Origin of the sequence: Buttiauxella sp. 3AFRM03 (genome assembly GCF_003675305.1) — a bacterium.
GTDB lineage: Bacteria > Pseudomonadota > Gammaproteobacteria > Enterobacterales > Enterobacteriaceae > Buttiauxella > Buttiauxella ferragutiae.
Window position 1 is genome coordinate 851,091 of the sequence record NZ_CP033076.1, and the last position, 14,807, is coordinate 865,897.

The 14,807-nt window shown below is 50.6% G+C and carries 12 protein-coding genes; 2 read left to right on the plus strand and 10 right to left on the minus strand.

What is annotated here, in order from left to right; genetic code table 11:
• Window positions 1-94: 94 nt before the first annotated feature.
• The 10 genes from otsA to D8682_RS05395 form a co-directional block, all read right to left on the minus strand.
• Entirely contained in the window at window positions 95-1,519 is a 1,425-nt protein-coding gene (gene otsA / locus D8682_RS05345; RefSeq protein ID WP_064545798.1) for an alpha,alpha-trehalose-phosphate synthase, read from the minus strand.
• A complete protein-coding gene (gene otsB / locus D8682_RS05350; RefSeq protein WP_064545796.1) occupies window positions 1,494-2,297 on the minus strand; it encodes a trehalose-phosphatase in 804 nt (267 codons plus the stop codon). Before otsB ends, otsA begins: the two co-directional genes overlap by 26 nt.
• A 153-nt stretch (window positions 2,298-2,450) precedes the next feature.
• Entirely contained in the window at window positions 2,451-3,716 is a 1,266-nt protein-coding gene (locus tag D8682_RS05355) for an HAAAP family serine/threonine permease (protein ID WP_064545794.1), read from the minus strand.
• A gap of 194 nt (window positions 3,717-3,910) precedes the next feature.
• Window positions 3,911-4,930 (minus strand): L-arabinose ABC transporter permease AraH, encoded by a 1,020-nt coding sequence (gene araH / locus D8682_RS05360; protein ID WP_064545793.1) that lies wholly within the window; start codon window positions 4,928-4,930, stop codon window positions 3,911-3,913.
• Window positions 4,931-4,944: 14 nt separating this feature from the next.
• Complete coding sequence (araG, locus tag D8682_RS05365; RefSeq protein ID WP_121813723.1) at window positions 4,945-6,459, minus strand: L-arabinose ABC transporter ATP-binding protein AraG; 1,515 nt, start codon at window positions 6,457-6,459, stop codon at window positions 4,945-4,947.
• A 111-nt stretch (window positions 6,460-6,570) separates the two neighbouring features.
• Entirely contained in the window at window positions 6,571-7,560 is a 990-nt protein-coding gene (locus tag D8682_RS05370) for an arabinose ABC transporter substrate-binding protein (protein ID WP_064545789.1), read from the minus strand.
• Window positions 7,561-7,958: 398 nt separating this feature from the next.
• Window positions 7,959-8,516, minus strand: coding sequence for a DJ-1 family glyoxalase III (locus tag D8682_RS05380; protein ID WP_121813725.1), 558 nt, complete (start codon window positions 8,514-8,516; stop codon window positions 7,959-7,961).
• A 45-nt stretch (window positions 8,517-8,561) separates the two neighbouring features.
• A complete protein-coding gene (locus tag D8682_RS05385; RefSeq protein ID WP_121813726.1) occupies window positions 8,562-9,767 on the minus strand; it encodes a glycoside hydrolase family 88 protein in 1,206 nt (401 codons plus the stop codon).
• 14 nt (window positions 9,768-9,781) lie between these two features.
• Window positions 9,782-11,056, minus strand: a complete 1,275-nt coding sequence (locus tag D8682_RS05390; protein WP_370090857.1) for an oligosaccharide MFS transporter — start codon at window positions 11,054-11,056, stop codon at window positions 9,782-9,784.
• A 25-nt stretch (window positions 11,057-11,081) separates the two neighbouring features.
• Window positions 11,082-12,914, minus strand: coding sequence for a DUF2264 domain-containing protein (locus D8682_RS05395; RefSeq protein ID WP_121813727.1), 1,833 nt, complete (start codon window positions 12,912-12,914; stop codon window positions 11,082-11,084).
• Window positions 12,915-13,143: 229 nt separating this feature from the next.
• Here D8682_RS05395 and D8682_RS05400 point away from each other — a divergent pair, with 229 nt between their 5' ends.
• Complete coding sequence (locus D8682_RS05400; RefSeq protein WP_064545778.1) at window positions 13,144-14,010, plus strand: AraC family transcriptional regulator; 867 nt, start codon at window positions 13,144-13,146, stop codon at window positions 14,008-14,010.
• 278 nt (window positions 14,011-14,288) lie between these two features.
• Entirely contained in the window at window positions 14,289-14,792 is a 504-nt protein-coding gene (locus tag D8682_RS05405; protein WP_064545776.1) for a non-heme ferritin-like protein, read from the plus strand.
• The last annotated feature ends 15 nt before the right edge of the window (window positions 14,793-14,807 follow it).

The following is a 14,807-nucleotide window of genomic DNA, read 5'->3' on the forward strand; positions in this document are numbered from 1 at the left end:
ACCGGTTTTGACCTTGTTCCCGGTATAAATTGCCCCAGAAATCGTAGGTCGGATAAGCGTGAGCGTCATCCGACAAAACAAGTTGGCGCGGAAATCACGCCAGCTTCGGAAACGTCGCCACCTTCTTATCCAAATTTGATTCATCGCAACGCTGCACGGCCTTCTTTAGGTCGTCAATAAACCTCTGTTGCCAGCGATGAATGTCATTCTTTTCAATCACCGCCATCATTTCACTGTGGCGTGATATCCGCTCGGCAAGCGGCATGGTTAATGCGCGATCCAGTGCCGCAGCAACATCATCGCGGTCGTATGGGTTAACAATGAGAGCAGACGATAATTCATTCGCCGCGCCAGCAAATTTCGACAGCACCAATACACCTGGATTAGCCGGGTCTTGTGCCGCCACATACTCTTTTGCCACCAGGTTCATGCCGTCACGCAGCGGCGTTACTAAACCGACATCGGCATGTCGGAACACTTTCATCACCAGTTTGCGGTCAAAGTGCTGGTTCAGATAATACAGCGGCGTCCAGCCCAGTTGCCCGTATTTACCATTAATACGCCCAGCTTCCGTTTCCAGTTGATGACGAATATCCTGGTACGCCTGAACATCGCCGCGCGACGTCGGCGCAATTTGCGTATAACGAATTTTGCCGTGGTGCTGCGGGTAGTTTTCCAGCAAGGCTTCAAACGCGAGGAAACGTTCCGGCAGCCCTTTGGAGTAGTCCAGTCGCTCTACAGAGAAGATGTTTTTGATGCTCCCCAGTTCGGCTTTGAGCTGCGCGAGTTTTGGTGGCAGCGGCCCCTCGGCGCTCTTTTTGATCTCTTGCGGCTCAATGCCTATCGGGTAAACCTCGGTGCGGAAGCTATTGCCAAACGCTTGATGCTGGTTCTTACCTTTATTTTCCAGACGCGTCTGGGTGGCGACACAATCGAGGAAAGCCTGACGGTCGTTCTCAGTCTGGAAGCCCAGCAAATCGTATTCACACAACGCCTCAATCAGCTCGCCATGTGGCGGCAGCGCGTTGAATATTTCAGGGGTTGGGAACGGAATATGCAGGAAGAAACCAATACGATGATCGAGCCCCTGTTTGCGGCATTCGGCGGCAAAAGGCAGCAAATGGTAGTCGTGCACCCACAGAATGTCGTCATTCTCCAGCAGCGGCTTGAGTTTGCTGGCCAACAGAGTATTGACCCGTTGATACCCTTCCCAGGCTTCTCGCTGGAAATCGACCAGATCCAAACGATAATGAAACGCTGGCCAAAGTACCGCATTCGAGAATTGTAGATAATAGCTTTCGTAATCTTGTTGGCTCAGATTGAATGACGCCCAGGTAATGTTACCTCGTTTGGTCTTTTTTAAAGCAGCATCGGGGTCTCCCACTTCACCGCTCCAGCCAAACCATAATCCACCCGCCGTTTTTAACGCGCCTAAAATTCCCACCGCCAGGCCACCGGCACTGGTTTTTTTATCGTCCGGCGGCGCAATGCGATTAGAGACTACCACTAAGCGGCTCATAATCTTCTCCCCGTAAAATGTCTGACTTTTGTTGTTCTATGTAATGCGTTAATTTTCCAAGCCAGTGATAAACCATGCGCACATTTGCCAGTCGGTAATGGGCACTTGTCACGCCCGCACCGACTTTGATGGTCAGCCCGCCAAGGGCATTGACCTGTTTAAATCCCGCCTCGTCCGTAAGGTCGTCACCAATAAATATCGGGGTGCGCCCGGCAAAAGGCGCTTCCTGCATAAATGCGCGTATCGCGGCCCCTTTGTCGATGCCCAGCGGTTTTAACTCCACCACACATTTCCCTGGCTGTAATGCCAGTTCGGGATAGCGTAACGTCATCGATTTCGCCAGTTCTAAAATGGCATCGGCGGCCTCCGGTGCGTGGCGATAATGCAGCGCAAAGGCCATGCCTTTGGCTTCAATCTCTGTGCCCGGAAACGGCAGGAGTGCTTCACTTAATTGCTGCTGGAGCGCGTTTACGACCGGCTCCGGTAGGGTCACAACGTGGGTTTTATCATTGATGTCACGGCGTTCAGCCCCATGCACGCCCGCAAGCGGGAAGTGAAAGGGTGTCGCGAGCCTATCGAGCTCGGACATTGAGCGCCCTGAAATCAATGCCAGTGCCCCGTTGCTCATCACGGACATTTTTTGCAGTAACGTGCGCACGGCGGCCGGAATGTAGACTTGATCCGGGTGCGGTTTGATTTCTGCTAGCGTGCCATCGAGGTCAAAGAAAAAGGCAAGGTTTCCTGAAAGTAGAGGCGGTACAGATGAGACTTCAGCCACCAGCGGCTCCTCCTTACATGGTTAATCTCGCCACCGTAACGGTAACGAGAGATGATGATTAGCCATGTAAGTATAGACAGGGTGACGGGTGTCGCAATTTTCCAGGATAAATCACCAGGCTGCATGCAGCCTGGTGTCATGGTATGGCAGAGATTAGAAGAAGCTGGCGATCAGGCCTGAAATAGCCACCAGCCCCATGACCGTAACGAACACATTGCTCGCTTTGCCACGGAATTTCGCCAGTGCCGGCACTTTGTGGATAGCGTACATCGGCATGATAAACAGGATCATCGCGATGATTGGGCCGCCCAACGATTCAATCATGCCAAGGATGCTTGGGTTCAGTGTTGCCACCAGCCACAGGCTCAGCAGGAAGAACAGCGCAATCGCTTTATTCAGTTTGCGGTCATCAAAACGCTTGCCGTTGTGGCGAGCAATTTTCTTAACCAGACCATGCAGACCTTCACGCGCGCCCAGGTAGTGACCGAAGAAGGAACTGGAAATCGCCAGAATTGCCACCAGTGGGCCAAAGATGGAGATTAACGGGTTATCGAATTTGTTCGCCAGGAAGCTCAGCATCGAAATATTTTGCTGTTTTGCTGCCAGCAAATCCGCAGGCGTCACGCTCAGAACACAGCTAAAGACGAACAACATGACAAATGCCAGCAGGATCGTCGAGGTTTTACGCAATGTCTGGCTGGATTTTTCATCCGCGTGATTGCCATATTCACGGCGCTGTGACAGCGCAAACGAGGAGATAGCCGGAGAGTGGTTGAAAGCAAATACCAGCACCGGAATGGTCAGCCACATGGTGCTGGTGAAATCGATAGCACTTGGCATCTGCGACAGCGCAGCAGTATTCCAGTGCGGAATCAAATAGAGTGAGAGGAACAGTAAAATACCCACTAACGGGTAAACCATCAGTTCGGTGATTTTCAGCATCACACGTTCGCTGGTCAACATTACCGCCATCAGCGCGACAATCAGCACAATCGACAAAATAGCTCGCGGTGGAGACGCCATTCCCAATTGGTTAACCATCAGAGAATCAATGGTATTGGTGATGCCCACGCCGTAGATCAGCAGAATTGGGTAGATGGCGAAGAAATAGAGCAGTGTAATTAAGATGCCCGCTTTAGCGCCGAAATGCTCTTCCACCACTTCGGTGATGTCGCTGCCAGGGTTACGTGAGGATAAAACAAAACGTGCAAGGCCACGGTGTGCAAGCCAGGTCATCGGCCCAACAATCACCGCGAGGGCGACTAGCGGCCAAAAACCGCCCATTCCGGCGTTGATTGGCAAGAACAACACCCCTGCCCCGACGGCGGTTCCGAACAGACTTAATACCCAGGTGGTATCAAACTTACGATTTTCAGGAACACGTACTTTACTGCTGGTGTAGTTTACATCACTGCTCATTGGCTCATCTCCTTGAGGCCTAATTTCAACGCCGCCAACTATACTTTAGCAGCGTGACTATTTCAGTGATTCACCTCTTGGTTTGCATTAGTTTCTGGACGGAAATACTGATAAGTGAAGTGATGTCACATTAAAAAACTGGTGGATGTCGCTTACGCTAATCCACCGGATGACTTTTCTGCGAGGCCAGGTATTTATACCGTGCGTTTCGCTTTCTGTTTGTAACGATCGAAGATAACCGCTGCTAACAGGATCAGACCGCGCACCACATACTGCGAAAATGGTGAAATATTCAGTAAGTTCATGGCATTTTCTACGGTGCCGAGAATCAAGATACCGGCAATCACGTAGGAAATTTTGCCAATCCCCCCTTTCAGCGATACGCCACCCAATACGCAGGCAGAAATCACAATCAGTTCGTAGCCAATAGAGGTCATTGGCTGGCCGCTGGTCATACGCGAAGCCAGTATTATCCCTGCAGCAGCCGAGACTAAGCCAGAAAGAATGAAGATAATGATTTTGGTGCGCACCACAGGAACACCTGCAAGACGCGCCGCTTCTTCATTACCGCCAATCGCCAGCGTGTTGCGGCCAAACGTGGTTTTATTGAGTAAGAAACCGAAGATTATCAGGCAACCGACCGTCAGCCAGATTGGTGCAGGCAACCCCAACCAGTTGGCATAACCCAGCGTAAAGAAGCGCTCATCTTCAATGCCGACCGCTTTACCATCAGAAATAATGTACGCAAGTCCGCGCACAATCTGCATGGTGGCAAGGGTGGTAATCAGGGCGTTGATTTTCAGCCTGGCGATGACAAAACCATTAACCAGGCCGCTTAATACGCCCAGCAACAACCCAGCCGCCACGCCAATCCACAGGCTTTCAGTCAGGTTGATGACCACCGCCGTGGTGACGCCCGCACAGGCAATCACTGACGCAACAGACAAGTCAAAATCACCAGATGCCAGGCAGAACAACATGCCACACGCCACCATTCCCGACATCGAAATGGCTAATCCCAACCCTTTCATGTTCACAAAAGAAGAGAAGTTTGGCACAAAGATGGCGCAGGCGATAAACAGCACCGCGAACACCACCAGCATGCCGTAGTTGTCCCAGATGCGCCCAAGACTTAAAGACGACTTTTTCTTGCTATCGCCCGACGAGGCATTGGTTGATGATGCTTTCGTTGATGATGGAGTCAATGCAGACATTTTTCTCTCCTTACTCATGCGGCTGACGCGCTGGTTTTTGGCATCGCCAGGCTTAATGCTTGCTGTTCATTGGCTTCGCCATGCAGCAGTTCACCGGCTATTTCCCCTTCGCGCATCACAATGATGCGGTCGGCAAGCCCTAACACTTCAGGCAAATCGCTGGAGGCAAACAGCACTGCCACACCTTGAGCCGCAAGCGCATAAATCACGTTGTAGATTTCGTGTTTTGCGCCGACGTCGATGCCGCGTGTTGGCTCATCTAGCAGAATCACTTTCATCTCTTCTGATAACCAGCGCCCTAAAATCGCTTTTTGTTGGTTACCACCAGAGAGATTCATGATCAGCTGTTCAGCCGATGGGGTTTTGATATTCAGGGAACGGATGTGAGAGGCGGCGTTGTCGGTTTCCCAACGGTTATTAATCAGGCAGCCTGCACTAATATGTTTGCGCCGCGCACTGATATTGATGTTGTCGCGCACCGAGTGCACCGGAATAATACCGTCCGCTTTACGGTCTTCCGGACAGAGCATCATGCCCGCACGAATCGCATCCGCCGGTTTATTGATGTTGATAACTTCGCCATCAATCTGCACTTTGCCTTCCGTGATGCGCGTGCCGCCAAACATCCCTTTCATTAATTCGCTACGCCCGGCACCGACCAGGCCAAATAGCCCAACGATTTCGCCGCTGCGTACTGAAAGTGAAATCGGCGTGCGCACACCTGGAGCTTTTACGCCCTCAAGCCGCAAACGCTCAGCCCCATGGTCGCGAGCTTGCCAGCCATAAATATCACCGAGGTCGCGCCCGACCATCGCCTGTACCAGCGAATCATGGTTGACCTGTTTCATGTCATCGAAGGTGCGCACGTAGCGACCATCTTTGAACACGGTAATCGCATCGCTGAGGGCGAAAATCTCTTCCATACGATGCGAAACGTAAAGGATGACGCGGCCTTCAGCGCGTAATTCACGAATCACGCGGAACAAATTGTCGATTTCACGACGTGAAAGCGAACTGGTGGGTTCATCAAAAGCGATAACTTTTGCATTACGCGCCAGCGCCTTGGCGATTTCCACCATCTGCCACTGGCCGATAGACAAATATTTGAGCGGCGTGCTCGGGTCAATATCCAGCCCCAGATGCTCAAGCTGTATTTTAGCTTCGTAATTGAGTAGCGAGCGGTTCACAAACCCTGCTTTATGCGGCAGTTGCCCAAGGTAAATATTCTCGGCAACCGACATTTCCGGCACCAGGTGGAGTTCCTGATAAATAATAGCGACACCGGCATTAAGTGCCGCAGGGGTATCAGCAAATGTCACGGGTTCCCCACGCAGGACAATGCTGCCCTCGGTAGGCGCGTAGTTCCCGCTGAGGATTTTCAGCAGCGTTGATTTTCCTGCGCCATTCTCCCCCATTAGAGCGTGAACTTGCCCGGCATAGCAGTCGAAACTGATGTCCTGTAAGGCTTTCACGCCGGGGAAGGTTTTGCCTATACCACGAAAAGAGAGATACGGTGTCTGGTGTTGCATGACATACCCCAATGTCGGATGACGCTTGTGCTTATCCGACCTACAGTTGGTGTTGACGTTGGTGAGATTTGGGTAGGGTGGATGAGCGCAAGCACCATCCACCACAAACGGTTACTTACCGCCGAGACCTTTTTTCGCCAGTTCTTCTTTAAAGTTTTCGCGCGTGATCAGCACCACGTCAGTCACTTCAGTGAACTTCGGTGGTTCAGCCCCTTTAGTGACCCAGTTGTAGAGCATTTCGCTGCTCTTATAACCGTGAACGTCCGGGCTTGGCAGCAGTGAACCATAGAAGCCGGTAGCCTGCGCCTTCGACAGCTCGCTTATCGCATCCACCCCATTGATACCTACACCAATCACGTCTGGCGCTTTAAAGCCCTGACCTTCAGTGGCGCGCACGCCGCCCAGCACGGTGTTGTCGTTCATGCCGACAATCAGCCAGTGTTTCACTTCAGGGTGCTGAACCAGCATGGAGTTTGCGGCATCGAATGCCCCAGGGATGTCGTTAGATTTAGTTGGGACTTTGTAGATTTGTTTTTCCGGGAAACCGGCGGCTTTCAGAGCGTCCATCGAGCCAGAAGTACGACGGCGAGCGGTGTCGAGTTCATCTGCTGTAATCGCCATCACCGCCGACTCTTTCACATCCCAGCCACGTTTCTGCATCTCTTTGTACAGCTCTTGCCCCTGGCGCTCGCCGATTTTGGTCGCTGCCATCATCACTAACGGCACGGTGTCCATCGGTGCGCCTTTGGCGGTGACAAACTGGTCATCCACGGCAATGACTTTCATGTCGTAGCTTTTCGCTTTTGCGACAATTGCTGAACCCAGTTTTGGATCTGGCGTACAGATAACAAAACCTTTCGCGCCGCTGGCGGCCAGGCTGTCGATCGCATTAAGGGTTTTTTCGCCGTCCGGAACCGCGATTTTAATCACTTCAAAACCGAGATCTTTGCCGGCTTTATCGGCAAATTTCCATTCAGTCTGGAACCAGGGTTCTTCTGGTTGTTTCACCAGAAAACCGAGCTTCATGGTTTCAGCGATAGCGGATTGTGACATAACCGCCGCAATGCCGATGGCCGCTAGCGCCTTAGTAAATTTGTGCATGGTAAACTCCCGCTCGATCTTATTTTATGTAGGGTAAGGTTTAGTTAAAACAAGCCATTAGCCGTTTCGACTTTTAGCTATTGGGCTTACGATAGTTGTAGCGGGAAATTAATCATCCATAGGAGAGCGCAATCACACGCCAGAAATACAGTAAAAGCGTACATACATTCAGCCATTAAAGGCATAAGAATGAGCAGATATGTATGATGAATTGAGAGGTAATTAGCTGAATTATCCATAAGTACAGCCAGCACATCCTTGCGGCTTTGGTGACTATCAGGCGGGAAATGTATTGATCAGAAAATAAAATGTTTTAATAAAAAGCAATGCAGGAGTAATACCATTTTTTTGTTAATACGAATACTCAGGGGAATAAAATATTCCCTGAGTATTCACCACTACCACGGATAATAAATATGATCCGCCTGGTCGCGGGCTGGCGCTTCATCACCTTCCAGGCGAGCTGCAACGGTCAATGCAAAATCAAACACTTTGCCCAGCCCCCTTCCGCTAATCAGATTACCGTCCTCAACGACATCAGCGTCAACATATTCACCGTCTTTCACCTGCTGCCATAAATCACCGGAGCAGACGTAACGGCGGCCTTTCAATAAACCATTTCCACCCAAGACACGTGCCGCGGCGGAGCAAATCGGGCAGATAAATTTGCCCTGTTGGTCATGACGGCGCACGAAGGCAATCACACTGGCGCAACCTGCCAAAAAGGTGCTGCCTTCCGGGCCGCCGGGTAAAACAACAGCATCAAAGGTTTCATCAAAACATTCGCTTAATGTGGCATCGGCAACCATCGGAATATCGTGGTAACTCACCACGGCGCGCGTATCTACGCAAGACAGTGTACGAACGTTAACTTGAAGGCGGCGCAAAATATCAATAATGACAATAGCTTCACCTTCTTCAAAACCAGGAGCCAGCAGAACAGCAACAGTTTTCATTCCAACTCTCCATGTTGCCCCCGCAGGCCTGCGGGGGCGAAATATTTACCAGTAGAGATTCCATACCTTGCGCACGCGGGTCAGTGCTTCCAGGTAGAAATAGTCACCCCAACTACAGCATTCATCGACACCTTTGCCGCTTGCCATGTGATAAACCGAGTGTTTCAACAAGCCTTCACACGCTTCATCGTCGCGTGCCAGGTAGTTATCCGTCAGTGACTGGATAATCCGCAGCGCCATCTCTTCATAATGGGCGCGATGTTCATCCAACACCGGCAGCGTGTTGACCAGTTCCAGCAAGCCACAGGCGGTAATCGCCGCCGCCGAGCTATCACGCACCGCATCGGTTCCCAGCAATGCCAGATCCCAATGACAGACATCATCTTCCGGCAAGCGGTTGATAAAGTAATGCGCCAGGCTGCGGGTGAGATCCACCATGCTGGTGTCACCGGTGTACAGGTAAGTGAGCAAGAAACCATAGATGCCCCAAGCCTGCCCACGCGACCAACACGAAGTGTCACTGAAGCCCTGATGCGTATTACCAAATCGTGGCTCGCCCGTTTCCACATCCATATAGAAAGTATGGAAAGTGGAAGAATCCGGACGCACGATATATTTTGCCGCCTGCTGTGCGTGTGCTGTTGCCGCTTGCGCGTAACGCGCATCACCCGTTTGTTCACTCGCCCAATAAAGCAGCGGAAGGTTCATATTGCAGTCAATAATCATCCGCCCCTGTTGTTCCGGGTCATTCAAATCGCCCCACGCCTGGATGATTTTGGCGACCGGGTTGTAACGTTCCATTAAAATGTCAGCCGCTTGCAGCGCAGTCTGACGAGCCGTTTCATTACCCGTTAACCGCCAGGCATTGATGCATGACAAGGTATAAAGAAAGCCCAGGTCATGAGTCGCGGTTTCAATACGCAGGTCTAAACGTTCCGCGAAAGAGGGCAAGTAGCGCTCGGCGGCTTCACGATATTTATCATCGCCGGTCAACTCCCACATCAGCCACAACTGGCCAGTCCAAAAACTGGTTGTCCATTCGACGTTGCCTGTTGGTGCCCATTTTCCGCCTTCACAGGCTTCATTCGGGAACTTGTCACCCAGGGCAATGATGTTTTTGTCCAGTTTTTTGGTCACGCTTTTTAACGCGGCATCCAGTTTGCGATTCAGTGCCAGACGGTCAACCTGATGTAATTCAATCGGGCGCAGCGGCTCGGTCACGACTTTTTCAGTGGCAACAGTACGGGTCATAACGTCTCCTAAGATTAATGTTTTACCGGCTCGGCCGGTGCGGTATTTAAAGCGGGTGCGAAATTGCGGGACTCATCGCGCTTTGACTGGCAGCGCGAGAGTGTGAAAGCAGAAACCAGGGTGAACAGCAGCGCACAACTTCCCATGATTAAGTAGGTCTGCCCGAAGCCAATTTTGTCGTACAGATATCCGGCTGGCGGTGCCACAACCACGGAACCGACGTAGATCATGGCCTGATAACCCAGTAGATACATGGTGGCGTTAATTTTTTTGTCGAAGTGCTCCGCGATGTATTTGAATACCGAAATCAGCAGTAGCGAGATCTCAACACCGTAGAACGGTTTGATGATCGAGATGATCAGCGGGTCGCTGGTCAGGCCGGATGCAATCAGACGGGCTCCGACTACGCAGCCACAGAACAGCAACCCTTTTTTGGCACCGTAGTGATTTACCAGCAACGGGATGAACATCATCATCACGAATTCCATGCCGGACTGGACGGTGCTCAGGTAGCCGTACCACGCATTGCCCTGCTCTTTGGTGTCGAAGAACGAAACGAAGTAGCGCGGGAACTGCTGTTCAGCAACAAACATCATCCATGCCACACCGGCGACATAGAGGCTAAACATCCAGAATTTGCGGTTTTTCAGTAACATCAGCACATCGGCAAAGACGATTTTGTTTGCGGAAATCACGTTGTTACTCCGCAGTTGCTCGTCGCCAATTTTCAGGCTGACCAACATCAGGAGCATCAGCACTGACGTGGCGCTGCTGACAAGGAAGTTGGCCAGCGGCGTGTAGTTGAACAGCAAACCGGAAACCGAAGCGGCCATTGCCCAGCCCAGTGAACCCCACATACGAATGCGCCCAAACTCCAGACCATACATGCGGCTAAAGCGGTCAGCATAGGATTCGGAAGCGGCCACACCGGCATACCAGCCCAGGCTCAGGTACAGCGCACCAATCACAATCCCCACCATGGTGTGCGTCAGTAGTAAAGGTTGGTAGATGAAAACAAAGAACGGGGCCATCAGTGCGGAAACGGCGCAGACAAAATAGAGCAGCCATTTACTCATGCCGATCTTATCCATGATGTAGCCATAGACCGGTTTCATCACTACGGCAAAGACTCCATTGATAGCAAAAACACTACCGATCGTGATGCTGTCTAAACCGACTTTTTGACTCAGCCACAAGGCATATAGCCCGAAGCTTGAGGACCAGGTGAAAAAGTAGAGAAAAATGAAACTGCTCATTTTTATTTGCGCGGTACGCGTTATTGTCGACATGTTCATTGGTGTTTCTCCAGAATCATCACGGCAGTTTATTCAACATGATTTGTGTTTCGAGCTTACCCATCACCAGGCGCACAACACCCTCGCTGACCATGGCTTGTGGGCGAGTGTTCGCATCAAATACCGCTGAATCCCCTGCCCAGACAGCACTGATTAACAGATGCGTGCCTTTACTCAACTCCCCTTTCAACAGCGGAACCGCAGCCCGTTCAGCAAAGAGCAGGTTACTGTTTGGCGGCGTTAACACCTGGTCGCCATTGCGCGGTTGCGGGCTCAAACAGTAAATGGCACTGGTATCCGTGACGGAGGTCAGTTGGCAGCAAGCTTTCGCCATTTGCGCTTCGGGAAGCGGACGGTTTGGCAGGCTGAAACCGCCTTCAGCACAATCCAGTTCACGTTCGGTTTTGAGGGAATGCACACGCACCTGCCAGTCGCCCAGCGGCAGTAACCAGGTGTCGATAGTCACGTCACTCCATGGCAGCCAACGGCTGTAAATCATGCCATCCGCGGTTGTGACGTTCTGGCAATCGCGACGCCCACGCCAGTAATCGTCTTTTTCAGATAACAGCAACATCGAATCTGGAGCCGCGTGATTTAAGCCATAACGCCCCCGTTCAATGGTGAAACCGTAGCGTGTGGAATAAGCAAATTTGCAGTATTTAGCTTCGGTATTAACGAAGTTATTCAGCTCAAGCTGGCCGGAAGTTAGCATCCATAAATGATTAGGCTGATGAACCAGAATTTGCGCAGCATGAGGAATGCTATGGTGTGCGTCACCAGGTGGCAGCGGCAACTCTTGCGCCTGCCAGAAGGCATCGTCCTGGCCTAACGCCAGCACCAATACGGTTTTTAGCCCCCAGTACGGAGAGCCCGGTGCGTTGTAATCTTCCGCCATGACCAGATTTGGGTAGCTGTAACCGACGCTCAGCACACCATCGCGGTCGAACAGCGGTTGTTGCAGCCACCAGCGTAAATGGCGCAGAACAATGCCCTTTACCACGCCAGGTTCAAAGACTTCCAGCCCGGCAAACGCCGCAGCACTCCAGAATGCGCCCTGTGCGAAGCGATAAGTCAGGCTGCGGCCAAAGGGAATAGCAGCGCCGTCGTCCGCAAAGAAATGGATAAAGTCGGCAGCGAACAGGGCCGCCCGCTCGCGCAGTTTATTGCAACGTTCAGGATCAACATCCGCCATTAATTTGGCGTAAATCAGCCCGTAGAAATGGAAGCCCATCGAAATATAGTAATCACGCGGGCGTCCTGGGCCGTCTGAATACCAGCCATCGCCGAGATAATATTGTTCCATGGCAGCAAAATGCGTTTCCAGCGCATCAGTATTGTTCGGCATTCCACAACGATGGAAACCTACCTGCACCAGAATTGGGAAGAAATGCCAGTTGTTATCTGGAATATCCTGGTTTTCACTTTGCCTGAGCCACTGCCAAAGATGCTGTTTTTCTTGTTCATTGAAATGCGCCAGCAGCGGCTTATGCGCTATCGCCAGCATTAACCCGTAGGCTGCCATTTCCACAATGCGCTGATCGAAAGGTGCAACCTCCCCCCAATAATCTGCGTGCTCCGGGTTAGTACCGTTTTTTATCGCCTGGATATAAAAAGATAATTGCTCTGGTTCACTTCCGCCCGCCAGCAATGGAGTCACACCCCACAGCAAACGCGAGAAAGTTTCCATATTGGCAATCTGCTGGCCGTAATGTGCAGTGAAATTAGCAAGGTCGACCCGACTGGCATCTTTTTTAAAGAATGGCGAAACGGCATTCAATAATTCGTTAACCAGTTTTTGTAGATCGTCCCTGCTTTCAAGGCGGTTGTTTATTGTAATGTTTTTAGGTTGCAAGATGTCCTCCCGTTAAACACGAGAATAGAGTAAGTTATTGTTATAGCTATTTTTCAGTGCGCTAATACTTCGCGTTGATGAACAGATTAGTCGCTTTTATTCAAGGCTCAGAGTGAGCCGCATCACAAAAATAAACCGCCATTTCAATTTCGCTGGATTTTTCTATTCGCAAGGTGAATAAATTACAAATGATGGCGTAAAAACTTAAATTTGTTGTCCTGGAGGGGAAATGAGCGAAGCACAATTGATGGAGCGCATCACACTTGATAGCCAGGTTATCTCATTTCACCGTTTACGCGCCTCAAGTGCTCAGTACTATCACTGGCATCAATGTGTTGAATTTCTCTATATTTCAAAAGGCTATGGCATTGTTGTCGTGGATAATCAACATTACACCGCGCGGCCTGGCCGGTTATTTATTTTCCCACCGTTCCGTTTGCACAAAGTGCATGTCGAAGCCAGTGACAAAAACCAGTATCACCGCACCACTATGCACATTGAGCACTCTTCAGTGATCGGCTCTTTGCAGGCATTTGCGCGCCAACAGGCTCAATTTTCAGCCCTGGCCGCCAGCAACGTGCCCGCGCAGGTGTACGATTTGAGTGAACAGGCAGAATTTATGGAAGTGATTCTTGGCGGGTTCGATAAGCTGGACCCGACAGCGCACTCAACGGCCAGTGATGTTGCGTTTATGGTGATGCAGATTATGGCGTTTCTCCCCGCGCAGCCGCAGGCATTTATCCCGCAACAGCCTACGGTTGCCTCGCGCATCATGCAGTGGGTCGAGAATAATTACAGCACCAAGTTTTCACTGGATGAACTTGCACAATCTATTGGATTATCGCGCAGCTACACTTCACGTATTTTTCGCCAGCAGACCGGCGGCAGTATTCATGAGTACTTACTGACGCGGCGCATCAAGAAAAGCTGCGACCTGTTGCGCACTTCGCCGTTAAGCATTGACGCCATCGCTCAGGAAGTGGGGTTTATCGAGGACACTTATTTCATTACTTGTTTTAAGAAGATGATGAATCAAACTCCGTTGCAGTACCGGAAACAGTCACGAGCGCAATTATCCGATGGGCAGAAAATATGATCTAACACAATAAACAAGCACTAGCCTATTCCAGTACTCAGCTGTGAATCACAATTTAGCTCATTATATTTAGAGAATATAAAAACAAAGTCGCGCATTAATAATCATTTCATTTTTAGCCTTTGCTATTTATTAGTACTCCAGGCTGAAAATAGTGATAAAACGACATAATTAATAGTTCTCCGAATACCCCTAAAGAGGTATGGTTTAAACATCCCCATGAATTTTTATTGTTTACCCCATCTTCACCGATGTTCCGATTCAATAAAGGAATGATTATGGCAACTTCCGGCATGGTTCAAAGACTTAACTTACAGATAAACCGCGACTTCTACTCCTCCAACCTTTATTTGCGCTTAAGTCACTGGTGCTCCGAAAAGAGTTTAACGGGCACAGCGATCTTTTTAAGAAATCAGGCACAATGCAGCGTCACGCAAATGATGCGTATTTTTACTTTTATGAAGCAAGCCGGTGGTAATCCTATTGTGGCGACGATTGAAGAACCGCCACGCGAATGCGATTCATTAGAAACGTTGTTCGAGCAAACGGTGGCCGATTATGACCAACGTTGCGCGACATTAACCACACTGACCGCAGAAGCTACCGCATTAAATGATTTCTCGACGCTCACTTTCCTGAAAACCATGGATCGGGAGCAGCAAGACGAAGGTGTGTTGCTCAATACCATTCTCGATGAAGTCCGTAATGCACATAAAGCCGGAATGTGCATGAGCCAGACCGATGAGCATTTGACGAATTTGGTGAATCATCAGCAGCATTGAGGCCTTTTGGTCGGG

Coding starts and splice junctions, on each gene's coding strand:
- otsA (WP_064545798.1), bottom strand. CDS start 1,519: ATGAGCCGCTTAGTGGTAGTCTCTAATCGCATTGCGCCGCCGGACGAT.
- D8682_RS05355 (WP_064545794.1), bottom strand. CDS start 3,716: ATGAGCAGTGATGTAAACTACACCAGCAGTAAAGTACGTGTTCCTGAA.
- araH (WP_064545793.1), bottom strand. CDS start 4,930: ATGTCTGCATTGACTCCATCATCAACGAAAGCATCATCAACCAATGCC.
- araG (WP_121813723.1), bottom strand. CDS start 6,459: ATGCAACACCAGACACCGTATCTCTCTTTTCGTGGTATAGGCAAAACC.
- D8682_RS05370 (WP_064545789.1), bottom strand. CDS start 7,560: ATGCACAAATTTACTAAGGCGCTAGCGGCCATCGGCATTGCGGCGGTT.
- D8682_RS05380 (WP_121813725.1), bottom strand. CDS start 8,516: ATGAAAACTGTTGCTGTTCTGCTGGCTCCTGGTTTTGAAGAAGGTGAA.
- D8682_RS05385 (WP_121813726.1), bottom strand. CDS start 9,767: ATGACCCGTACTGTTGCCACTGAAAAAGTCGTGACCGAGCCGCTGCGC.
- D8682_RS05390 (WP_370090857.1), bottom strand. CDS start 11,056: ATGTCGACAATAACGCGTACCGCGCAAATAAAAATGAGCAGTTTCATT.
- D8682_RS05400 (WP_064545778.1), top strand. CDS start 13,144: ATGAGCGAAGCACAATTGATGGAGCGCATCACACTTGATAGCCAGGTT.
- D8682_RS05405 (WP_064545776.1), top strand. CDS start 14,289: ATGGCAACTTCCGGCATGGTTCAAAGACTTAACTTACAGATAAACCGC.